The sequence below is a fragment of the Spirosoma rhododendri genome (assembly GCF_012849055.1).
Taxonomy (GTDB): Bacteria; Bacteroidota; Bacteroidia; order Cytophagales; family Spirosomataceae; genus Spirosoma; species Spirosoma rhododendri.
In genome coordinates, this window is sequence record NZ_CP051677.1 from 657,282 (window position 1) to 675,030 (window position 17,749).

Here is a 17,749-nt window from a genome sequence, read left to right on the forward strand (position 1 = left end):
GTTGACTTTGTTGATTCTCTCGGTTTGGCTTTCACCTTCCGGTTTGTGTTACCCCCCGTCCCCCTGAAGGGGGAGAAGTCACCGCAGTAAATGCCGGGTCCTCACCCCCTTTAGGGGGACGGGGGGTAACACAAACCGGGTTAAATCCCCGGCTAACTCGGTTAAAAATTCACGCTTAGTTTAACCCCGATATTCCGGCTCGACGGGTAGGTCATGTCCTCGACGCCCCGCTGAAACTGCTGCTGCTGAAACGACGTCTGCTCCGGGTCGAAGTGCTGCATGTGCGACAGCGCGAACAGATTGCGGCCTACGACGGCCACCGTCAGCCGCTGCATTCGCAGTTTCTGGGCGAGCCAGGCCGTTTCGGGCACGGTGTAACCGATGCTCATCTCGCGCAGCTTCACATACGACGCGTTGTAGGTGCTGTTCTCTTCGTTGTTGCGGTCGTAGTACATCCGGTAGTAAGTCTCGGCCGGAATGGCGCGGGTGTTTTGCTGGTACACGGGGTTTTCGGCCGTGCCCGTATTCACCACGCCTTTCGCAACGATACCCGCGTCGGGGCGGTCGGCGGTTTCGATCAGTTGACCCGCTACACCCGCCAGGGCCAGCGTCCGCGACACCAGCACCCCACCCTGCCGCCAGTCGAGGAGGAAGTTCAGGTTCCAGTTTTTCACGCTGATCTGATTGTTCAGGCCGAGCATGAAATCGGGGTTGTAGTTGCCCAGTTTTTTCAGTGTATTGTCGGCGATGTATTGCCCGTTGGCCCCGACGATAAACTCACCCTGCGCGTTCCGCAAGTAGCCCGTTCCCCACATATCGCCCATGCGGTCGCCCTGCCGGACCTGATACCAGACCGTTTGGTTAACGTTGTCGTAGATACGATTGTACCCCAGCGTCAGCGTACCGGCTTCGTCGGGCAGCGACACGACCGTCGAGCGGTTGCGGCTGAAATTCAGGTTGACGTTCCACCGGACGCTGTTGGTCTGTATGGGCGTGAGCGTCACGACGGCCTCTAACCCGCGCGAGCGCACCGCCCCGCCGTTGATGACCCGTTCGCTATAGCCCGTTGGCTGGGCGATGGGCAGCGACAGAATCTGGTTGCTGGTGAGTGCGTCGTAGTAGGTCAGGTCGAAACCGAGCCGGTCGTTGAAGAAGCGGATGTCGGCCCCCACTTCAAAGGAAGTTGTCGATTCCGGCTTCAGGTTGGTGTTGGCGATGCTGCTCTGCGCGCTGAACGCGGGCTGCGAAAACACCGGCGTCCGGGCGTTGAATACGCCGGTCGTCTGGTACGGGCTGGTGTCGTTGCCGACATTGGCGACGCTCGCCCGCACTTTGGCAAACGAGATGCCGTAGGGCAACCGGAACTGGTTCGACAGCACCCAACTGGCCGACACCGAGGGGTAGAAAAACGAGGTATTGGCCGTCGACGTGGGCGTCGCTAGGGCACTCGACCAGTCGTTACGGCCCGTAATGTCGACGAACAGCAGGTCGCGGTAGCTCAGCTTCGCCAGCGCGTACAGGCTGTTGATGCGCTTGCGGCCCACCTGCTGATACACCTCCACCGGCGACGCAGCATTGGTCAGTTTGAACACGCCCGGCTGCGCCAGCGACAGGGCCTGATCCTGATCAAACGACGTCTGCTGATTCATCTGGTTGCCTCCGGCCGATACGTCGAGCGAGAGCGGCCCCAGGTTGCGGGTGTAGTTCAGCAAGAAATCAGTGTTGACTTCCCGGAAATAGACCCGGTTCTCGGCGTAGGCACCGTTGCGGAAGCGGTTGCTGCTGAACGCCCGCCGGAACTGCCGGGCTTCGCTGGAGTAGTCCATCCCGCTCCGCACGATCACCCGGAAATGCTCGGCAATGTCGGCCGTGGCGGAGATGTTACCGATAAGCCGGTCACGATTGAACGAGTTGCGGTTTTCGTAGAGCGTGAAATACGGGTTGTCGAAGTAGGTGTAGTTGTACGAAAACTGCTGCACGTTTTCCAGCCCCGGCTGCCAGTACTGCTTCATCGGGTTGACGTCGGTTTGCCGCCCCAGCCACGCGCTCATGGCGTAGTTGATGTTTTCGGAACCGTACTTCGTCGCTGGCCGATTATCGCTGCTACTGTTGATGTAGTTGATAGATGAGTTGATTTTCAGCCATTTCACCGGCTCGAATTGCAGCTTGGCCGCCAGCGTTTTCCGGTCGAGGTTGACACCCGGAATGGTCGATTGGCTGTTCAGATCGGAGAACGACAGGCGGTAGTTGCCCTTCGCATAACTACCCGACACGGCCAGGTTGTTGATGGCCGTATGCCCAAGCTGATAAAAACTGCTGACGTTGTCGGGGTGCGAAACGAAAGGCGTGGGCGTGATCGGCTGACCACTGTAGACGTAAATGTCGCCCCCGCGCACGGTACGGCCGTCGGGCAGCGACACGGGGCTGTCGTACTGCTGAATCAGCAAACCAGCGTCAAGGCGCGGGCCGTAGCTGTACGAAATGTTGTCGTTGATGCCCCCGCCCAGGCCGTTGACGTATTTGAATGCGCCACTGTTGCCCTGCCCGTAACTGTTCTGAAAACGGGGCAACTGAAACGGCCGCTCGGCGAAGAACGTGCTGTTGAAACTGACGCCGATGCCTTTATTGGTGACCCCGTCTTTGGTCGTAATCAGGATGACGCCGTTGGATGCGCGGGTGCCGTAGAGCGCAGCCGCACCGGGGCCTTTCAGCACCGACACCGCAGCCACATCGTCGGGGTTGATCTCCATCGCCCCATTGCCGAAGTCGATTTCCTGAAACCCGTTGGCATCGTCGTTGACGTTGTTAACCACCGTCGCGTTGTTGATTGGAATACCGTCGACAACAAACAGCGGGTTGGTATTGGTGAACGACGATTCGCCCCGGATGGTGATTTTCGACGACGAACCAACGCCCGTCGACCCGGCCGAAATGTTTACACCCGCTACTTTCCCGGCCAGATTGTCCAGAAAATTGGGGGCTTTGACGTCACTGATGAGCCGCCCATCGACCTTCTGAATCGCATAGCCCAGGCTGCGGGCGTTGCGTTCCAGTCCCAGTGCCGTCACAACGACTTCGTTGAGGGCCAGCCCTTCCTCCAGCTCGACCGTCAGGCTGTTTTGCCCGGTGTAGGGTATCTCCTGCGTCCGGTAACCGAGGTACGAAAATACCAGTACGTCGGTGGATTTGAGATTGGTCAGGCTGAATGTGCCGCCGTTGTTGGTGAGTGTACCGGTCAGCGTGCCTTTCACCGCGATGCTCACTCCCGCGATGGGCTGTTGCGTGGCTTTGTCAGTAACTTGCCCGGTCAGTTTCTGGGCGGATACGGTGAGTGTTGTGAGCAGAAAGAAAAAAAGTAGGGGTAACCTCATAGGGTACACGTTGGGTGAACGGATTGATTAAGTGCTACGGCAATATACGGCCTGATTTCTGATCTGGATGGGTATTCAACCAGCGACTTATCGACAAATTTCAGGCTGTGTAAAACGAATATCGACTACAAATCTAGCGCTTTTCCGACTCAGCATTTACCGCGAATCTGTTGGCAGGTGGTTATGGAATCGAGACAGTATGTGCATCAATGGATCAGTACTTTGGCGGTCGTGGCATCACGGTTTGTTAATGAAGACGAATTAGGGGGGCTACTGTGAAAGACCTTTCACCCAGCCATGTTAAATACGCCCCCGTCCCCCTGAGAGGTTGTTTGGGGAAGCATGGTTCGGGCTAAAAATGACCTTTTTTGTCATCCCGAGCTTGCGAGGGATCTTCGTTAAAAGCAAGAAAACCGCCTGTTAACGAAGATCCCTCGCAAGCTCGGGATGACAAAAACACGTTTACCCCCCGTCCCCCTGAAGGGGGAGAGGACTCGGCATTTGCTGCGGTGACTTCTCCCCCTTCAGGGGACGGGGGTAAACGGACCAGCACGTTACAACCCTACTTAACAATTCTTAACAACCTGATTTAAGGAATCTTAACAGCCTGCCAATAATCCGCATTTGGTGCCGCCTGTACTTTTGCCGCTACTGTCAACGCGTTCTGATTCTTATTTCGGGCATGAAAAACCTTTTCTGGCTATTCCTTCTATCCACACTATTTTTCAACACCGTTCGGGCGCAGTCGGGCGGTAGTACCCAGCCCGGCAATGCTACCCTACTGAGCGGCACAGTGATCGATTCAACAGCGCGCAAACCGGTGTCGTTTGCGACCGTCGCACTGCTTAAAAGCACCACCATCACGACCGGCACGACGACCGACGAGCAGGGCCGTTTCAGCTTTACCGACGTTACGCCCGGCTCCTACACCCTGACCGTTTCGTTTGTCGGTTACCGCACAACCACCCGGCCGGGGGTAACGATAACAGCCGGGCAACCAACCGATTTAGGGACAGTATCGCTCCGGGCCGATACGCGTACGCTGGGCGAAGTGAACGTGGTGGCGCAAAAACCGCTGATCGAAGACAAAGGCGACCGGCTGGTGTACAACGCGGAAAATGACTTGGCCAACGCGGGCGGCACGGCGGTCGACGTAATGCGGAAGGTGCCGATGCTGTCGGTCGATCTGGATGGTACGCTGAAAATGCGCGGCAGCAGCAACATCAAAGTGCTGGTCAACGGCAAACCGTCGGCCATTATGGCCCGCAATCTGGCCGACGCGCTGAAGCAGATGCCCGCCAACAGCATCAAAAGTATTGAAGTCATTACCAGTCCGGGGGCGAAATACGACGCGGAAGGTTCGGCGGGCGTTATCAACATCATCACTAAAAAAGCCATCACCGGTACCAACGGATCGGTCAACGCGACGGGCGGCAACCTGAACCGGGGGCTGGGGCTGAACCTGACGGTGAAGGGAAAGAAACTGGGTTTCGCTACTCAACTCAACAGCGATCAGTACCGCAATATCTCCAGTTCGAGCGGTAACCGCACAACGCTGGTCGATGGGCAACCCGCCGGTGATCTGTATCAGCGTAGCGACCGGGACAACATCAGCCTGTCGGGCAACGGCACGATGAGCATCGACTACGACCCCGACTCGCTTAACCGCATCAGTTTGTCGGCGACGGCCTGGGGCGGCAATTTCCCCAACAACGTAAACCTGTACACCCGGCAGACCGACGCGCAGGGGGCTGTCGTGCAGGAATATGACCGCGCCATTCGCCACCGTAACCCGTTCGGCAATACGGAGTTTAACCTCGGCTGGACGCGCACGTTCAAGCAGCCCGGCCGCGAATTTTCGGTGCTGTCGCAGTACAGCCGCACCCCCGACAACTACTTCTACGACCTCAGCCAAACCACGCCCGGCTCCGACGCGACGACCTATCTGGAACGGGCCACCAACTACAGCCGCAACAAGGAATACACGCTGCAAACCGACTACGCACACCCGTTCAAACTCAACTGGCACGACACCACGACCGCCAAACTGGAAGTGGGGGCCAAAACCATCCGGCGCGACATCGGCAGCGACTACCTGATCGAATCGTCGCTGACGGGCCGCGAAGCCGACTACGCCATCGATCCCGCCCGCTCGAATCAGTTTACGTATAGTCAGCAGGTTACAGCGGGTTACGCGTCGCTGAAGCTGGATACGAAAAGCAAATGGAGCCTGACATCGGGGCTTCGGCTGGAGCACACCCGCATCATGGGCGACTTCCCGACAACGAACACATCGTTCAGCAACGGGTACACCAACCTGATTCCAAGCGTGACGCTGGCGAAAACGATGCGTGAAAAACACACGGTCAAGGCGAGTTACACGCAGCGTATTTCGCGCCCACTGATCTGGTACCTCAACCCCTACCGTGACTACACCGACGCCAAAAACGTTCGCACCGGCAACCCCTACCTAAGTCCCGAACTGACACACGCGACGGAACTGTCGTACAGCACGTTCAACAAGGAAGGCTCATCGTTCAACGCGGCTTTGTACTGGCGGCAGACCAACAATTCCATCGAATTTCTGACCACCGTCGACGCGCAGGGCGTGGGGCTGAGCGGCCCGCAAAACATTGGCCGCAATGCAAGCTACGGCCTGAACATCAACGGCGTCTGGCAGGCCAGCAAAGCCCTGAGCGTCACGGTCGGCACCGACATTGTGTACGTCGATCTGATCAGCCGGGCACTGAGCCTGCGGAACCGGGGCTGGATCGGCAACTTTAACGCGACCGTCAGCTACAAACTGCCGCACGACCTGACGCTCGAAGCGAACGGCTATGCCAACACGGGCGGGGTGGCACTCCAGAGCGATTACTCCGGCGTTTTTTTCTACGGGCTGTCGGCAAAGAAAGAGTTTATGACCAAAAAAGCCAGCCTGACGCTCAACATCAACAACCCATTTACGCCCGCCAACATCCTGTCGGTCAACCAGTTTTCGACGACGTTCGTGGCGCAGCAGCGGCTGGCCTTCGTCAACCAATCAGTTCGGCTGACGTTCAGCTACAAGTTCGGCTCGACCAGTTCGGGCAGCGGTAAAACCAGCCGCAAAATCGCCAACGACGACAGCAAACGGTAAGCAGGTCATCGTTGTGTCGCCTTCACGTAATCGGCTAGCCTAGCCCTCGCAGGAGCTACTTGTTACTGCACTACTTTTTAGGGTAATAATGCTATCCACTTACTATATAGTGCTGCTTACTTACCATAGAGCGTCGTTCACTTCCTTTCTCAAAACGACCCCGGTAGCGGAGTTTACATTTGACTCATCAATTGCCCAACGAGTCTACTCCCTGCCCTATCATGCTGTACCTATCCCTCCTGGCCTTTAGTCTGGTATTGACTACCGTTGCCACCGCCTTCGGGCAAAACAGCGTCAGCATCGTACAGAACGGCGGGCCCGGGAACTCGGCATCTGTCACCCAGTCGGGTGAGGGCAACAGCGTCAGCATCAACCAGAGCGGTAGTGCGACCAGCGACGGCAGTAAACCCGGCAACCGGGTGAGCCTGCGGGTGCCCAAAGGCACCGAAACCACGATCAATCAGCACAACATCGACCCTAATTCAGTCGAGATTTCGCAGGAAGGTCAGGCTACGGCGACAATCAATCAGTCGTCGGAGACGGGCGAAAATTCTATCCACACGCTCCCCCGCACACCCGACATCCGCCCGAAAACACGCCCATTCAACCGGCGAAATCGGCGGAAGCAGTAGTTCTATCACCTCTTCTAACTAACCAAAATGAAAAAAGCACTCCTTACCGGGGCATCGCTGATGGCCTTTGCCGCTGCCTCTTTCGCCCAGGGCAACACGTCGACCGTCAACCAGAATGGCAATCAGCAGACGGCCAGCGTTGCTCAGACGGGTTCCAACCTGCAATCAACCATTCAGCAAACCTCCACCGCGACCATTACCAACGCGGGCAACGCAGCCGTAACAACTCAGCAGCCATCGTACTTTCAGTCTACTAACAACCAGGCAACGGTCAATCAGTTGGGTACCAAGTCGGGGTATGCCAGCATAGGCCAGGAAGATGGACAGGCTGGTGGAAACACCGCGACGATCAATCAGAAGAACAATGGGGCCGGTACGGGAGCTGCGATAGCGGCCACAGCTACGGAGGCCGACGTGAAGGCGGCTGGCGGTAACTATGCCAACGCGTACCAGCAGGGCAGCAAGGAGCAGGTTACAATCAACCAGAACGACAACGCGTCGAAAAACGTAGCCACCTCCCGTCAGGACAACTACAACAACAGCTCATCGTCGCAGATTGTCACGATTGACCAGAACAACACCTCGACCGAAAACACCGCCACAGCAAATCAGTTTGGCGACCGGAATACACTGAGCATTTCGCAGTCGAACAACTCATCAAAAAATACCGCCAGCGTCCGTCAGGGGATTTCTGGCGCGTTCGGCGGCCCAAACACAACGGGTGCCACGGCAACCGTTCAGCAGAACGGGGTAGCGGGTGGAGCGGCCAGTTCAGAGAACATGGCGACGGTCACCCAGAATGGTATTAGCAGCGGTACGGCCAGTATTCAGCAGAACGCAGGTGCGAATGGCGAGAGTAAATTGAATAAATCGACCATCACACAGTCCAGCAATGGCAATACCGCATCGACTCAGCAGGACAACAGGAGTAATAACAACACGATTGTCGTCGATCAGGCAGGGTCGGGTAACCATACGGCAACGGTGATGCAGAATGGTAGCGGCTCTGGTAGTAGTTCTAACAACGAAGCTACTGTTACCCAAACCGGATCGACCAATACAGCGACAGTCAACCAACTGGGCGATGATACGAACGGCGGAGGCACAGGAGGCAGCGGCAACAACGATGCGATCATTACGCAGTCGGGGCGGAACAACAAAGCGTTCGTTACCCAAAACGACGCCAGTTTCAACAATGCGGCTACCGTCAGGCAGGCCGGGGGCGGAACAACAGGTGACATGGCGTCCATCAGCCAGATTACCAATTCGTATGGTGACGTAGCGACGATCAACCAGGGTAGCCTGAGTACAGGTGGTAACTCGGCCGATATTACGCAGCAAAATACTTATTTCGATGGAGGTACTGCCACTATTAATCAGAACACGACCGCAGGCGGAGGAAAAAATACGGCCAGTATCATTCAGGGCGCTGCCACTCCGCAGTTCGGCTCTACTAACAACGTAGCCTCGATCAGTCAGCAGGGTACTCTCAACGTGGCCCGGCTGGAGCAACTGCACAACGACAACATGGCTGATATTACGCAAACGGGCAACGGCAACGTCCTGCGCGGTAACGCCGACAGACCGTTCGCTCTTCAGGAAGGTAACGGCAACGTAATGACGGTTAAGCAAACCAGCCCGGCATCGGGCACCGTTGGCAACCTCGCCAACGTGATGCAGATGGGCAATGGCAACACGGCTACCATCACGCAGTCGTTTGTTCCCTAGTTTTTTTGAGTTAGTTATGAATCTGAGTAAGACCCGGCCAGCCTGGCCGGGTCTTATCATTTCGTCGCCAGTCATGCCCGTACCGGCTGATTCACTATAACGCGTTTCCACTCCAGCATACCGTAGCCAACAACGACGGCGTATTCCAGTGCCGTCAGCCACAGGTGTTCCTGGTACGGCTGCGTCTGGTAGGTGGCGTAGGATACGACGATCAGGGCCGACCAGACGAACGGATACCGGAAGCGGGTAAACAGGGCCGGAATTAACAGCGAGCTGATGTACCACGGATGCACTGTGGTCGACAGCAGCCAGTAAATTGTCAGCGTAAGCAACACGCTAATGGCGAGTGTGACGGCCGATGATCGGTTGGGCGTGCGGACGGCGATGTAAACCACGCTCAGGATGATAAGCAGCCGTAGCGTCGTGCTGAACTGCCCGATGATGTTGTAGCCTTTCAGCCAATAGCCAACCGTGCGAATCAGGTAATACACGCTGGCATTGAATTCGAATTTCTGGAAATACAGGTTCAGACTGTCCATGATGTTATGCAGCAGGTTCACGCTCAGAAACGGCGTAAACAGCAGGGCGATCAACCCACCGATCAGTGATGCGTAGGCTAGGCCCCGCTTCCACCCCAGCCGCCGGATCAGCAGCGGAAACAGCAACAGCGGCAGTAGTTTGGTGGCGATACCCAAGGCAAGTACTACCGACGCAGCGATACGTCGTTGCTGCGTAAACAGCCATACGGCCAGCAGCACGAAGAAAATCATTACGGCTTCGAAATGCAGGTTACCCGTCAGCTCCAGAATCACCAGCGGGTTCAGGCCGTACAGCAGCGCCCGATTGGGGTTCATACCAAACCGGCGCAGCAGGCGTACCAGTAGCCACAGCGTCCCGAATTCAGCCAGCAGAATCGGCACGCGCAGGGCAACGATTGCGCCCAGCCCGTCGCCCGGAAACAGACCGGCGGCCACGCCAAACAGCACCTGGGTCAAGGGCGGGTAGACGCTAAAGTAATCGGGTGAATTCAGTCGCTGAAACAGTGCATCGGTCAGCCCGGCCGATGCAGCCATCGACGTACCCAAAAACTGACTCGGCAGGTATTCGTAGGGGTTATAGCCATTGGCGACCAGATGCCCGTCCCACAGAAAGCGGGCGTAATCGTCGGACAGATTAGGGGTCATCACGAGCAGGGCCAGCCGAAACAGAATGGCCGCGCCAAACAGAAATCGGTCGGGTTTTACGGTTGCGTCGTGGGTTGCGGGCGTATCGAACCAAAGCGGCTGCGCGATGCGGCTGTATCCCCAGAACAGCAAGGCCGACAGGGTCATCAGCAAGGTAAACTGCGGCCTTGCCACGCCATACCCCAGCAGCATAAACAACCACAACGATAGCACCAGCCACCCAACCCGGAAGGGCGTAATCAGAAACGGTTTGACGGGGTTGTGCGGGTTGGTCATTCGATTACAGATACCTACTTCGTTCGTACTTTACCCAAGGCTGTTAAGTGTTAAATACCAAGGCAAAAACAGTTCAACACAGAGTCACAGAGAACGCAGAGACAGATTAGCAATAATGCGCTAATTATCAGGCAACTAAACTTCTGTGTTCTCTGTGCCTCTGTGTTGAATTGTTTTTAATTCACACTTATCCCCTATTACTTTTAGCGAACTAGTGGTGCCAGGTCTGAAATGCCAGCCCGGCCACTATTGGAACTTAACATCCCCCGCCAGCAAGATGCTGTCTGAGCCGAAAATCATCAGGCGTAGCGGAAAATAGTCGTCAGAATTTTGTAACCGGCCAGTATCGTGCCCTTAATCGTTCCCGAAATCTTGGAATGCCCGATGCGTTTGCGGTAACTCACTGGCACCTCCGTCGACCGGAAGCCTTGTTTGGCGGCTTTGAGCTGCATTTCGACCGTCCAGCCGTAGGTTTTGTCCTGCATATCGAGGGCCAGCAACGTATCGAACCGGATGGCGCGAAACGGGCCTAAATCCGTGTAGCGCACCCCGTAAAGCAGGCGAAGCAGCGACGTCGCCAGCCAGTTGCCGAATACCTGCTGGGGCGTCATCGAACCCCGCTGCCGGTTGCCCAGTGCCCGCGACCCGATCACCATATCGACCGATCCATTCAGGATCGGCGCGACCAGCGCGGGCATTTCGCCGGGAAAATCAGAGTAGTCGGCGTCGAGAAACACGACGATGTCAGGGCGGGGGCGCCGTTGCTGTGCGTAGGCGATTCCGCGCAGGCAGGCCCGACCGTAGCCCTGAATGCGTTCATCGAGCACGGTAGCCCCGGCGCGGGCCGCTTCGACGGCGGTCTGATCGTTGGAATTGTTATTGACGACGATGATTTCCCCAACCAGTTCGTCGGGAATGTCGCGCACGACCCGGCCCACCGAATTTTCTTCGTTGAACGCCGGAATAATCACGACCACAATGGGCTGTCCGGGCGAAGTAAGTAGCGTTGATTGCACGGTTTATTCGTAAAAATGGCGCATCCGGCGAATGGTGGTCAGCACGACCCAGTCGCCGACGCGGGGCAGGTAGGTGTGTACAATGGCGATCAGCCAACCCAACGCAGAAATGACCGTTCGGGTGCGCCGACGCCGGATGTGTTTGAGTATGATAGCCGCAACCTGCGCCTGACTTTTCTGCCAGCGTGGTGGGCGGTGGGCAATCGGTACGGGTTGGCCGAGGGCGTCGAGTACGCGTTTTTCGGGGTCGTTCTGCGTGAAACCGATGTGTACGACGCCGATGTGAATACCCGTATGATCGAGTTCGAGCCGGAGCGTGTGAGCCAGATTGGTCAGGGCCGCTTTCCCCGCACAGTACGCCGACCCGCTGGGCATTCCGTTGAGGGCCGAAATCGAGGAAATAAACGTGACGCTGCCCCGCGTCCGGGTAAGGTGCGGCAGAGCCGCTTTGAGTGGGTAAACCGCCCCGTAGACATTGCTGTCGAGCACCTGCCGAAACACGTCGGGCTGCATATCGGCGAAGTAGGCCCGCATCGAAATACTGGCGTTGGCAATCAGCACGTCGAGCTGCCCGAAAGTCGTAATGGCTGTACCAACCAGCCGTTCGCAGTCGGCATAGTTGGTTATATCAGCCAGGCAGCTCGTTACGATCAGACCTTCGCTGCGCAGTTCCTGCTCCGTCCGGTGCAGTCGGTCAGCCATGCGCCCGTTCAGCACGACCTTCGCCCCGGCCTGCCCCAGCGCACGGGCGGTAGCTTTACCAATCCCCGACTCCGACCCAGTCACAATGGCGACCTTTCCAGCAAACGCTCCGGGTTTTGTGGAGGGTTTTATGGGAGTCGGGGTGTATGCTTCCCTGCCGGGTTCGTTTACCCCCTTCTCTGCATTTACCCCCCGTCCCGACCCGTCGGACCGCCCTGAAGGGGGGGAAGTCACCGCAGCAAATGCCGAGTCCTCACCCCCTTCAGGGGGACGGGGGTAGACGGGTCAGGATGGGGGGTAAACACACCCGAACTTGATGACAGGGGTTCGGGCAATTCGCTTGTATGGCTCCCCGGCTTATCGGGTACGTCGTGTAACATAGTCGTGTTCGTTAAACCAGTCGAAAGCCTCGTCAATGGCGGTTTCGATGGGTGTTTGTGTCAACCCCAACTCAGCAATGGCTTTCCGGGACTGAAAATAATGCCCGTCGTTGGCAACAGCGACCATTGCCGAATTGACCGGTGCAGGTCGACCCGTCAGCCGCGTCCAGGCGTCACAGCCGTAGCCGTACAGACGGGCCAATGCTGGGGGTAGCGACAGGCGGGGTGGCTGCACGTTCATCCGCTCCGCCATCAGCCGAAACGCATCGCGGTAGCTCAGATTTTGGTGGCCCAGAATATACGATTCACCGATACGTCCCTGCGTCAACGCGTTGACCGTCGCCGTGGCAACGTCCTGCACGTGTACGTAGTTCTTCCCGCCCGCCGGGTAGCCGATCAGCCGCCCCCGGTAGAGTTCCAGCAGCAGTTGCCCCGATGTGGGTTTAGCGTCCAGCGACCCCAGCATAAACGTCGGGTGGACCAACACGGCGGGCAGTCCCGTTTCGCGCACGGCCTGCTCGACCAGCAGCGTCGCGGCCCGTTTGCTGTCGATATAGTCGGAGCCGTAGCGGTGGCCGGCGAAGAGGGTTGTTTCGTCGCCGGGCAGGTCGAGCGTGCCGAAGCCGAAGACGTTGGCCGTGCCGACGTACACCAGCCGCCCGACACCCGCCTGCTGCACCGCCCGAATCACGTTGGCCGTTCCCGTCTGATTGACGGCCCAGAGTGCCGGGCTGCGGGCGGGGTTGACCTGCGCCAGCGCAGCCGCATGGATGACGGCGTCACAACCCGTAGCCGCCCGGTCGAGGGCGTCGGCGTCCAGGATGTCGCCTTCAACAAGCTCGATGGGCAGATTGGCCAGCGTCGGGCTGTTCGTCCGCGACCGCACGAAAGCCCGCACCGCATAGCCGCGCCGGAGCAGTTCGCGGGTTAGGTGGCTACCCAAAAAGCCATTGGCCCCCGTCAGTAGAACGGTTTGATTCATCAGCGGTACGAGAGCATCGCTTTATAGGTCCGGGCGATACGGGGGGGCGACACCTTCAGAAAAAACAGCGAAAAAGCGGTTAGGTTCGCCAGTTGCACCCGTAACCAGCTATTGGTCTCGTACTTACGAGCCGACACATACACGTCTTTCGGCACGATCCAGAACCGGGCCACCCGGCGGATGCGGATGATAATCTCGAAATCTTCCATGATGACATACCGTTCGTCGAACCCACCCAGCCGGTCGAACAGGGCGCGGGTGATAAATAGCGTCTGATCGCCCCCGCGACTCATTATTCCCGGAAAGCGGGTGCCATAGCTATTGAATCGCAGCATGGGTTTGTCCGACGCGAAGCGAAACCGGTAGCAGCCTGCTTCGTAACCTTCCCGCACAGCCTCAGTGATGTCGGCAACGAAGTCAGAGTGGATCACCACGTCGGCATGGACGAAGTACAGCACTTCCCCCGTTGCCAGCGACGCGCCGTAGTTCATCTGCGCAGCCCTCCCCTTCCGGGGCGACTGTCGTACAACGCCCCCCGCCTGCCGGGCCATGTCGGCTGTACCGTCGGGGCTGTTGGCGTCGATCACCAGCACCTCGCATAGATCCGTGCCGCCACAGGTCAGCAACTGGGTTACGAGCGGGCCGATGGTCGCGGCTTCGTTGTAGGTTGGAATAATTACACTAATCGTCATAGTCTGTACAAGTGCAGTTGCCCCGTGTCTTCACGGACATTGCTCGCGGTGGGTTACGGCTGACGCATAGGTGTCTGCCTCCGTGGCGCGGTGAGGACACAGGCATTCGCAATCAGAATCAAAACGCTTCGCCGATGGTCAGATAAAACCCGCTCGATTGCTGACCGAAGCCGTAGTCGAGCCGGATGTTGAGGTGGTCGAGCCGGTTGAGCGTAAACCGTAAGCCTGCGCCATAAGCAAATTTCGGGTCGTTTGGGCGGAGCACGGTTTGCGCGTCGCCCAGGATACCGGCCGCACCGAATACTACCCCACCAAGTCGTTTGTAAATATCGAAACGCAGTTCACTTTGCAGCAGGGCCGCGTTCTGATCGCGGAACCGACCTTCGTAGTAGCCCCGCATTCGCTTCGTTCCACCCAGCAGCGACATCGCGTTGAACGGCGCAATTCCCGCCGTAAAACTGGCGAAATAATTCATAGTCAGAATCAGATGCCGATTCAGCGTATGGTACGACGATACGTCGGCAGTGTAGCGGTCGAAGCGGACGGTGCTCCCCAACAAACTGGTCTGATTCAGGTACGCCACATCGGCCACAATACCTTTCGACGGGAAGAAAAGCTGATCGCGCGAGTCGTAGAACAGCCCCAGTCCTGCGCCTGACAACCGGCTTCCCAGCCCACCCGGCACCTCGCCCGTCGCCAGTAATCCATCTGGTTCAACGCTCGTCACCTGATAGTCTTCGTACTGATACCGGACGCCCGCGTAGAGTTTCCCGACGGGCAGCGTCGGTGCAATGCGCCGGAACGCGTTGACCCTAATGCGGGGAAAATTGACGGCATACAGTTCGCGCGGCACCTCGCGCTGCCCAACGCCAAAGAAGTAATAGCTGTACCGATAGTAGCCCACTTCGCCGTTGACGTAATAGGTGTCGCGGTCGTAGAAAAGCTGAAACGGCACGTAAAACAGCAGTTGCTTATTCTGCGTGTAAGCCGCCCCCAGCGTTACCTGCGACGGGCGGCTTCTCAGGCTCGTGTCGGCCCGGAGCCGGGTCAGATCGCGCCGAAACCGGAACGTAGCCGTAGCCGCCACACCGTAGGCAAGCCGCGTTTCGGGCGTGTAATAAACCAGCGGAAGGGGTAGCAGACTAAACGCTTTCGGCAGGCTGTCGGCGGGGGCTGGGCAAGCAGAGCGGCAAACAGCGCGGTCAGGAACATGCAGAGACAGAATAATCTGGTAGGTTTACGCAAAAACAAGCCGCCCGGTTTGCAGGTCATCGGCGTCAAAACCTTTTGCCGGCAGCGGGCGTATATGTATGGACACTGAACTATGATGAACGAATGAGCAAGATACCATTCTTTACAACAACCCTTCTGAGCCTGTTCTGCCTGCTGGCAGTAGCCTTTACCACACCCGTTGCCGATGGCGTCGACCATAGTGCGTTTGATAAGCTGCTGAAGAAACACGTCAACGCCAAAGGTCTGGTCGATTACAAGGGTTTCAAAGCCGACGAAAAAACGTTCGATCAGTACCTCAATATGCTGAGTGCCAACGCCCCTAAATCGTCGTGGAGCAAGCAGGAGCAGATGGCCTACTGGATCAACGCCTACAACGCCTATACGATTAAGCTGATTCTGAATCACTACCCCGTAGAGAGCATCAAAGACATTGGCTCGAAGATCAAGATTCCGTTTGTGACTACCCCCTGGGCGGCTAAGTTCTTCACCATCGGTGGCGAAAAAATGAGCCTCGACAACATCGAACACGGCACGCTTCGCAAGAAATATGACGATCCGCGCATTCACTTCGCGCTGGTCTGTGCGTCGATTTCCTGCCCACGCCTGCGCAACGAAGCCTACACCGCCAGCAAACTCGATGCCCAGCTTAACGATCAGGGAAAAGACTTCCTGAACAACCCCGCCAAGAACAAGATCACGAAAGATGCTGCCCAACTATCGAAATACTTCGATTGGTACAAAGGCGACTGGAACGACAACGGGCAAACGGTCGTGAAGTGGGTCGACAAATATTCGGACACCAAAATCACCGACGACACGAAAATCTCGTACCTCGATTACAACTGGAAGCTCAACGAGCAGTAGTTGGATTATTTGCCCACACTCCCACCCTATGAAACAGCTTGTCATTATCGGCAACGGTATCGCCGGGATCACGGCCGCCCGGCACGTCCGGCAGCAGGACGATCAGGTGCGGATTACGGTTATTTCGGCGGAATCGGATCATTTCTATTCGCGGACGGCTCTGATGTACATTTACATGGGCCACATGACCTACGCGCATACCAAGCCGTATGAAGACTTTTTCTGGGCGAAAAACCGCATCGACCTCATGCGCGGCTACGTCGAGCGGGTTGATACGGCGGGGAAGCAGGTGCAACTGGCCGATGGCAAAACATTGCCTTATGATGCGCTGGTGATCGCGACCGGCTCCGTCCCGACAACGGTCGACTGGCCGGGGCTGAACGCGAAAGGGGTGCAGGGCTTCTACGGCCTGCCCGATCTGGCGAGTATGGAACAGTACACGCAGGGCATCGACAGGGCGGTGGTCGTGGGTGGCGGTTTGATCGGTATCGAGCTGGCCGAAATGCTCCACAGTCGCCATATCGCCGTGACGATGCTGGTGCGCGACCAAACTTACTGGGGATCGACTTTACCCGCCGAGGAAGGTAGAATTCTCGAACAACACATCCGCGACCACGGCATCGACCTACGGCTGGCTACGGAACTGCGCGAAATTCAGGCCGACGAATCAGGACGGGTGCGGGCAGTAGTCACGACCGATGGACAGGAAATTCCCTGTCAGTTTGTGGGACTGGGCATCGGTGTTACGCCGAACGTCGGCTTTTTGCGTGGGTCGGGTATCGAACTGGGCAAGGGTGTGCTGGTCAACGAATACTTTGAAACCAGCATCCCCGACGTCTACGCCATTGGCGACTGCAACGAGTTCCGCGATCCGATTATCGGTACGGACGGTGCTCCGCGCAAGACTATCGAACAGATCTGGTACACGGGTCGGATGCACGGCGAAACGCTGGCGCAAACGCTTTGCGGCCACCGCACGGCCTACCGACCGGGTGCGTTTTTCAACTCGGCCAAGTTCCTCGACATCGAGTACCAGACCTACGGCACGCTGAACGCCAAACCGACCGAGGGCGAACAGACGCATTACTGGGAGCATCCCAACGGGCGGCAGTGCGTGCGAATCAACTACCGCGCCGACGATGGGCGGGTTGTGGGGATTCACGCACTGGGCCTGCGCCTGCGCCACGCCGTTATCGACCGCTGGATTCAGGACCGTCGACCGCTCGACTACGTGCTACGCCATTTCCGGCAGGCCGATTTTAACCCTGAATTTTCCGACGCCTATACCGACGCGCTCACCGGTAACGGCCCCGTTCGCAAAAGCTGGCTGCGTCGCCTGTTTTCGTCACCTTAATTGTTTGAGTAGTTATTCGGAAACTCGCGTTTGTCATCCCGAGCCCGTGAGGGATCTTCGCTAACAGGCGGTTCTACTTGCTTTTACCGAAGATTCCTCGCAGGCTCGGGATGACAAACGCGAGCCCGACTAACTTCCTTTAACCCGATTCAGCCTTCGGCTCGACATCGGACCGCCGAAGCGGCAGGGATGCTGTCTG

Annotated in this window: 12 protein-coding genes; 5 read left to right on the forward strand and 7 right to left on the reverse strand. The window is 57.5% G+C overall.

Annotated elements, in window-relative coordinates:
* Positions 1 to 161 precede the first annotated feature (161 nt).
* On the reverse strand, positions 162 to 3,371 hold the full coding sequence (locus HH216_RS02540) for a SusC/RagA family TonB-linked outer membrane protein (protein ID WP_169549362.1): 3,210 nt from the start codon (positions 3,369 to 3,371) through the stop codon (positions 162 to 164).
* A 682-nt stretch (positions 3,372 to 4,053) separates the two neighbouring features.
* On the opposite strand from HH216_RS02540, the gene HH216_RS02545 reads away from it, so the two are divergent.
* From HH216_RS02545 to HH216_RS02555, 3 genes are all read left to right on the forward strand, one after another.
* Positions 4,054 to 6,507, forward strand: coding sequence for a TonB-dependent receptor domain-containing protein (locus HH216_RS02545; RefSeq protein ID WP_169549363.1), 2,454 nt, complete (start codon positions 4,054 to 4,056; stop codon positions 6,505 to 6,507).
* A 221-nt stretch (positions 6,508 to 6,728) separates the two neighbouring features.
* Positions 6,729 to 7,139, forward strand: coding sequence for a curlin repeat-containing protein (locus HH216_RS02550; protein WP_169549364.1), 411 nt, complete (start codon positions 6,729 to 6,731; stop codon positions 7,137 to 7,139).
* A 27-nt stretch (positions 7,140 to 7,166) separates the two neighbouring features.
* Positions 7,167 to 8,867, forward strand: a complete 1,701-nt coding sequence (locus HH216_RS02555; protein WP_169549365.1) for a beta strand repeat-containing protein — start codon at positions 7,167 to 7,169, stop codon at positions 8,865 to 8,867.
* Positions 8,868 to 8,938: 71 nt separating this feature from the next.
* On the opposite strand, the gene HH216_RS02560 is transcribed toward HH216_RS02555, so the two are convergent.
* The 6 genes from HH216_RS02560 to HH216_RS02585 form a co-directional block, all read right to left on the reverse strand.
* Positions 8,939 to 10,327 (reverse strand): glycosyltransferase 87 family protein, encoded by a 1,389-nt coding sequence (locus HH216_RS02560; RefSeq protein ID WP_254448661.1) that lies wholly within the window; start codon positions 10,325 to 10,327, stop codon positions 8,939 to 8,941.
* 299 nt (positions 10,328 to 10,626) lie between these two features.
* Positions 10,627 to 11,343 carry a glycosyltransferase family 2 protein gene (locus tag HH216_RS02565; protein ID WP_169549366.1) on the reverse strand — a complete coding sequence of 239 codons (717 nt, stop codon included), beginning with the start codon at positions 11,341 to 11,343 and terminating at the stop codon, positions 10,627 to 10,629.
* Between the two features lie 3 nt (positions 11,344 to 11,346).
* Entirely contained in the window at positions 11,347 to 12,129 is a 783-nt protein-coding gene (locus tag HH216_RS02570; protein ID WP_254448662.1) for an SDR family NAD(P)-dependent oxidoreductase, read from the reverse strand.
* Positions 12,130 to 12,402: 273 nt separating this feature from the next.
* Positions 12,403 to 13,407 carry an NAD-dependent epimerase/dehydratase family protein gene (locus HH216_RS02575; RefSeq protein ID WP_169549368.1) on the reverse strand — a complete coding sequence of 335 codons (1,005 nt, stop codon included), beginning with the start codon at positions 13,405 to 13,407 and terminating at the stop codon, positions 12,403 to 12,405.
* Positions 13,407 to 14,099, reverse strand: a complete 693-nt coding sequence (locus tag HH216_RS02580) for a TIGR04283 family arsenosugar biosynthesis glycosyltransferase (protein WP_169549369.1) — start codon at positions 14,097 to 14,099, stop codon at positions 13,407 to 13,409. The genes HH216_RS02575 and HH216_RS02580 overlap by 1 nt, the downstream gene beginning before the upstream one ends.
* A 118-nt stretch (positions 14,100 to 14,217) precedes the next feature.
* Positions 14,218 to 15,186, reverse strand: coding sequence for a BamA/TamA family outer membrane protein (locus HH216_RS02585; protein ID WP_254448664.1), 969 nt, complete (start codon positions 15,184 to 15,186; stop codon positions 14,218 to 14,220).
* Positions 15,187 to 15,434: 248 nt separating this feature from the next.
* Here HH216_RS02585 and HH216_RS02590 point away from each other — a divergent pair, with 248 nt between their 5' ends.
* The gene (locus HH216_RS02590; protein WP_169549370.1) at positions 15,435 to 16,196 is read left to right on the forward strand and encodes a DUF547 domain-containing protein; all 762 of its coding nucleotides are present in this window, start codon (positions 15,435 to 15,437) and stop codon (positions 16,194 to 16,196) included.
* Positions 16,197 to 16,224: 28 nt separating this feature from the next.
* A complete protein-coding gene (locus HH216_RS02595; RefSeq protein ID WP_169549371.1) occupies positions 16,225 to 17,550 on the forward strand; it encodes an NAD(P)/FAD-dependent oxidoreductase in 1,326 nt (441 codons plus the stop codon).
* Positions 17,551 to 17,749 lie beyond the last annotated feature (199 nt).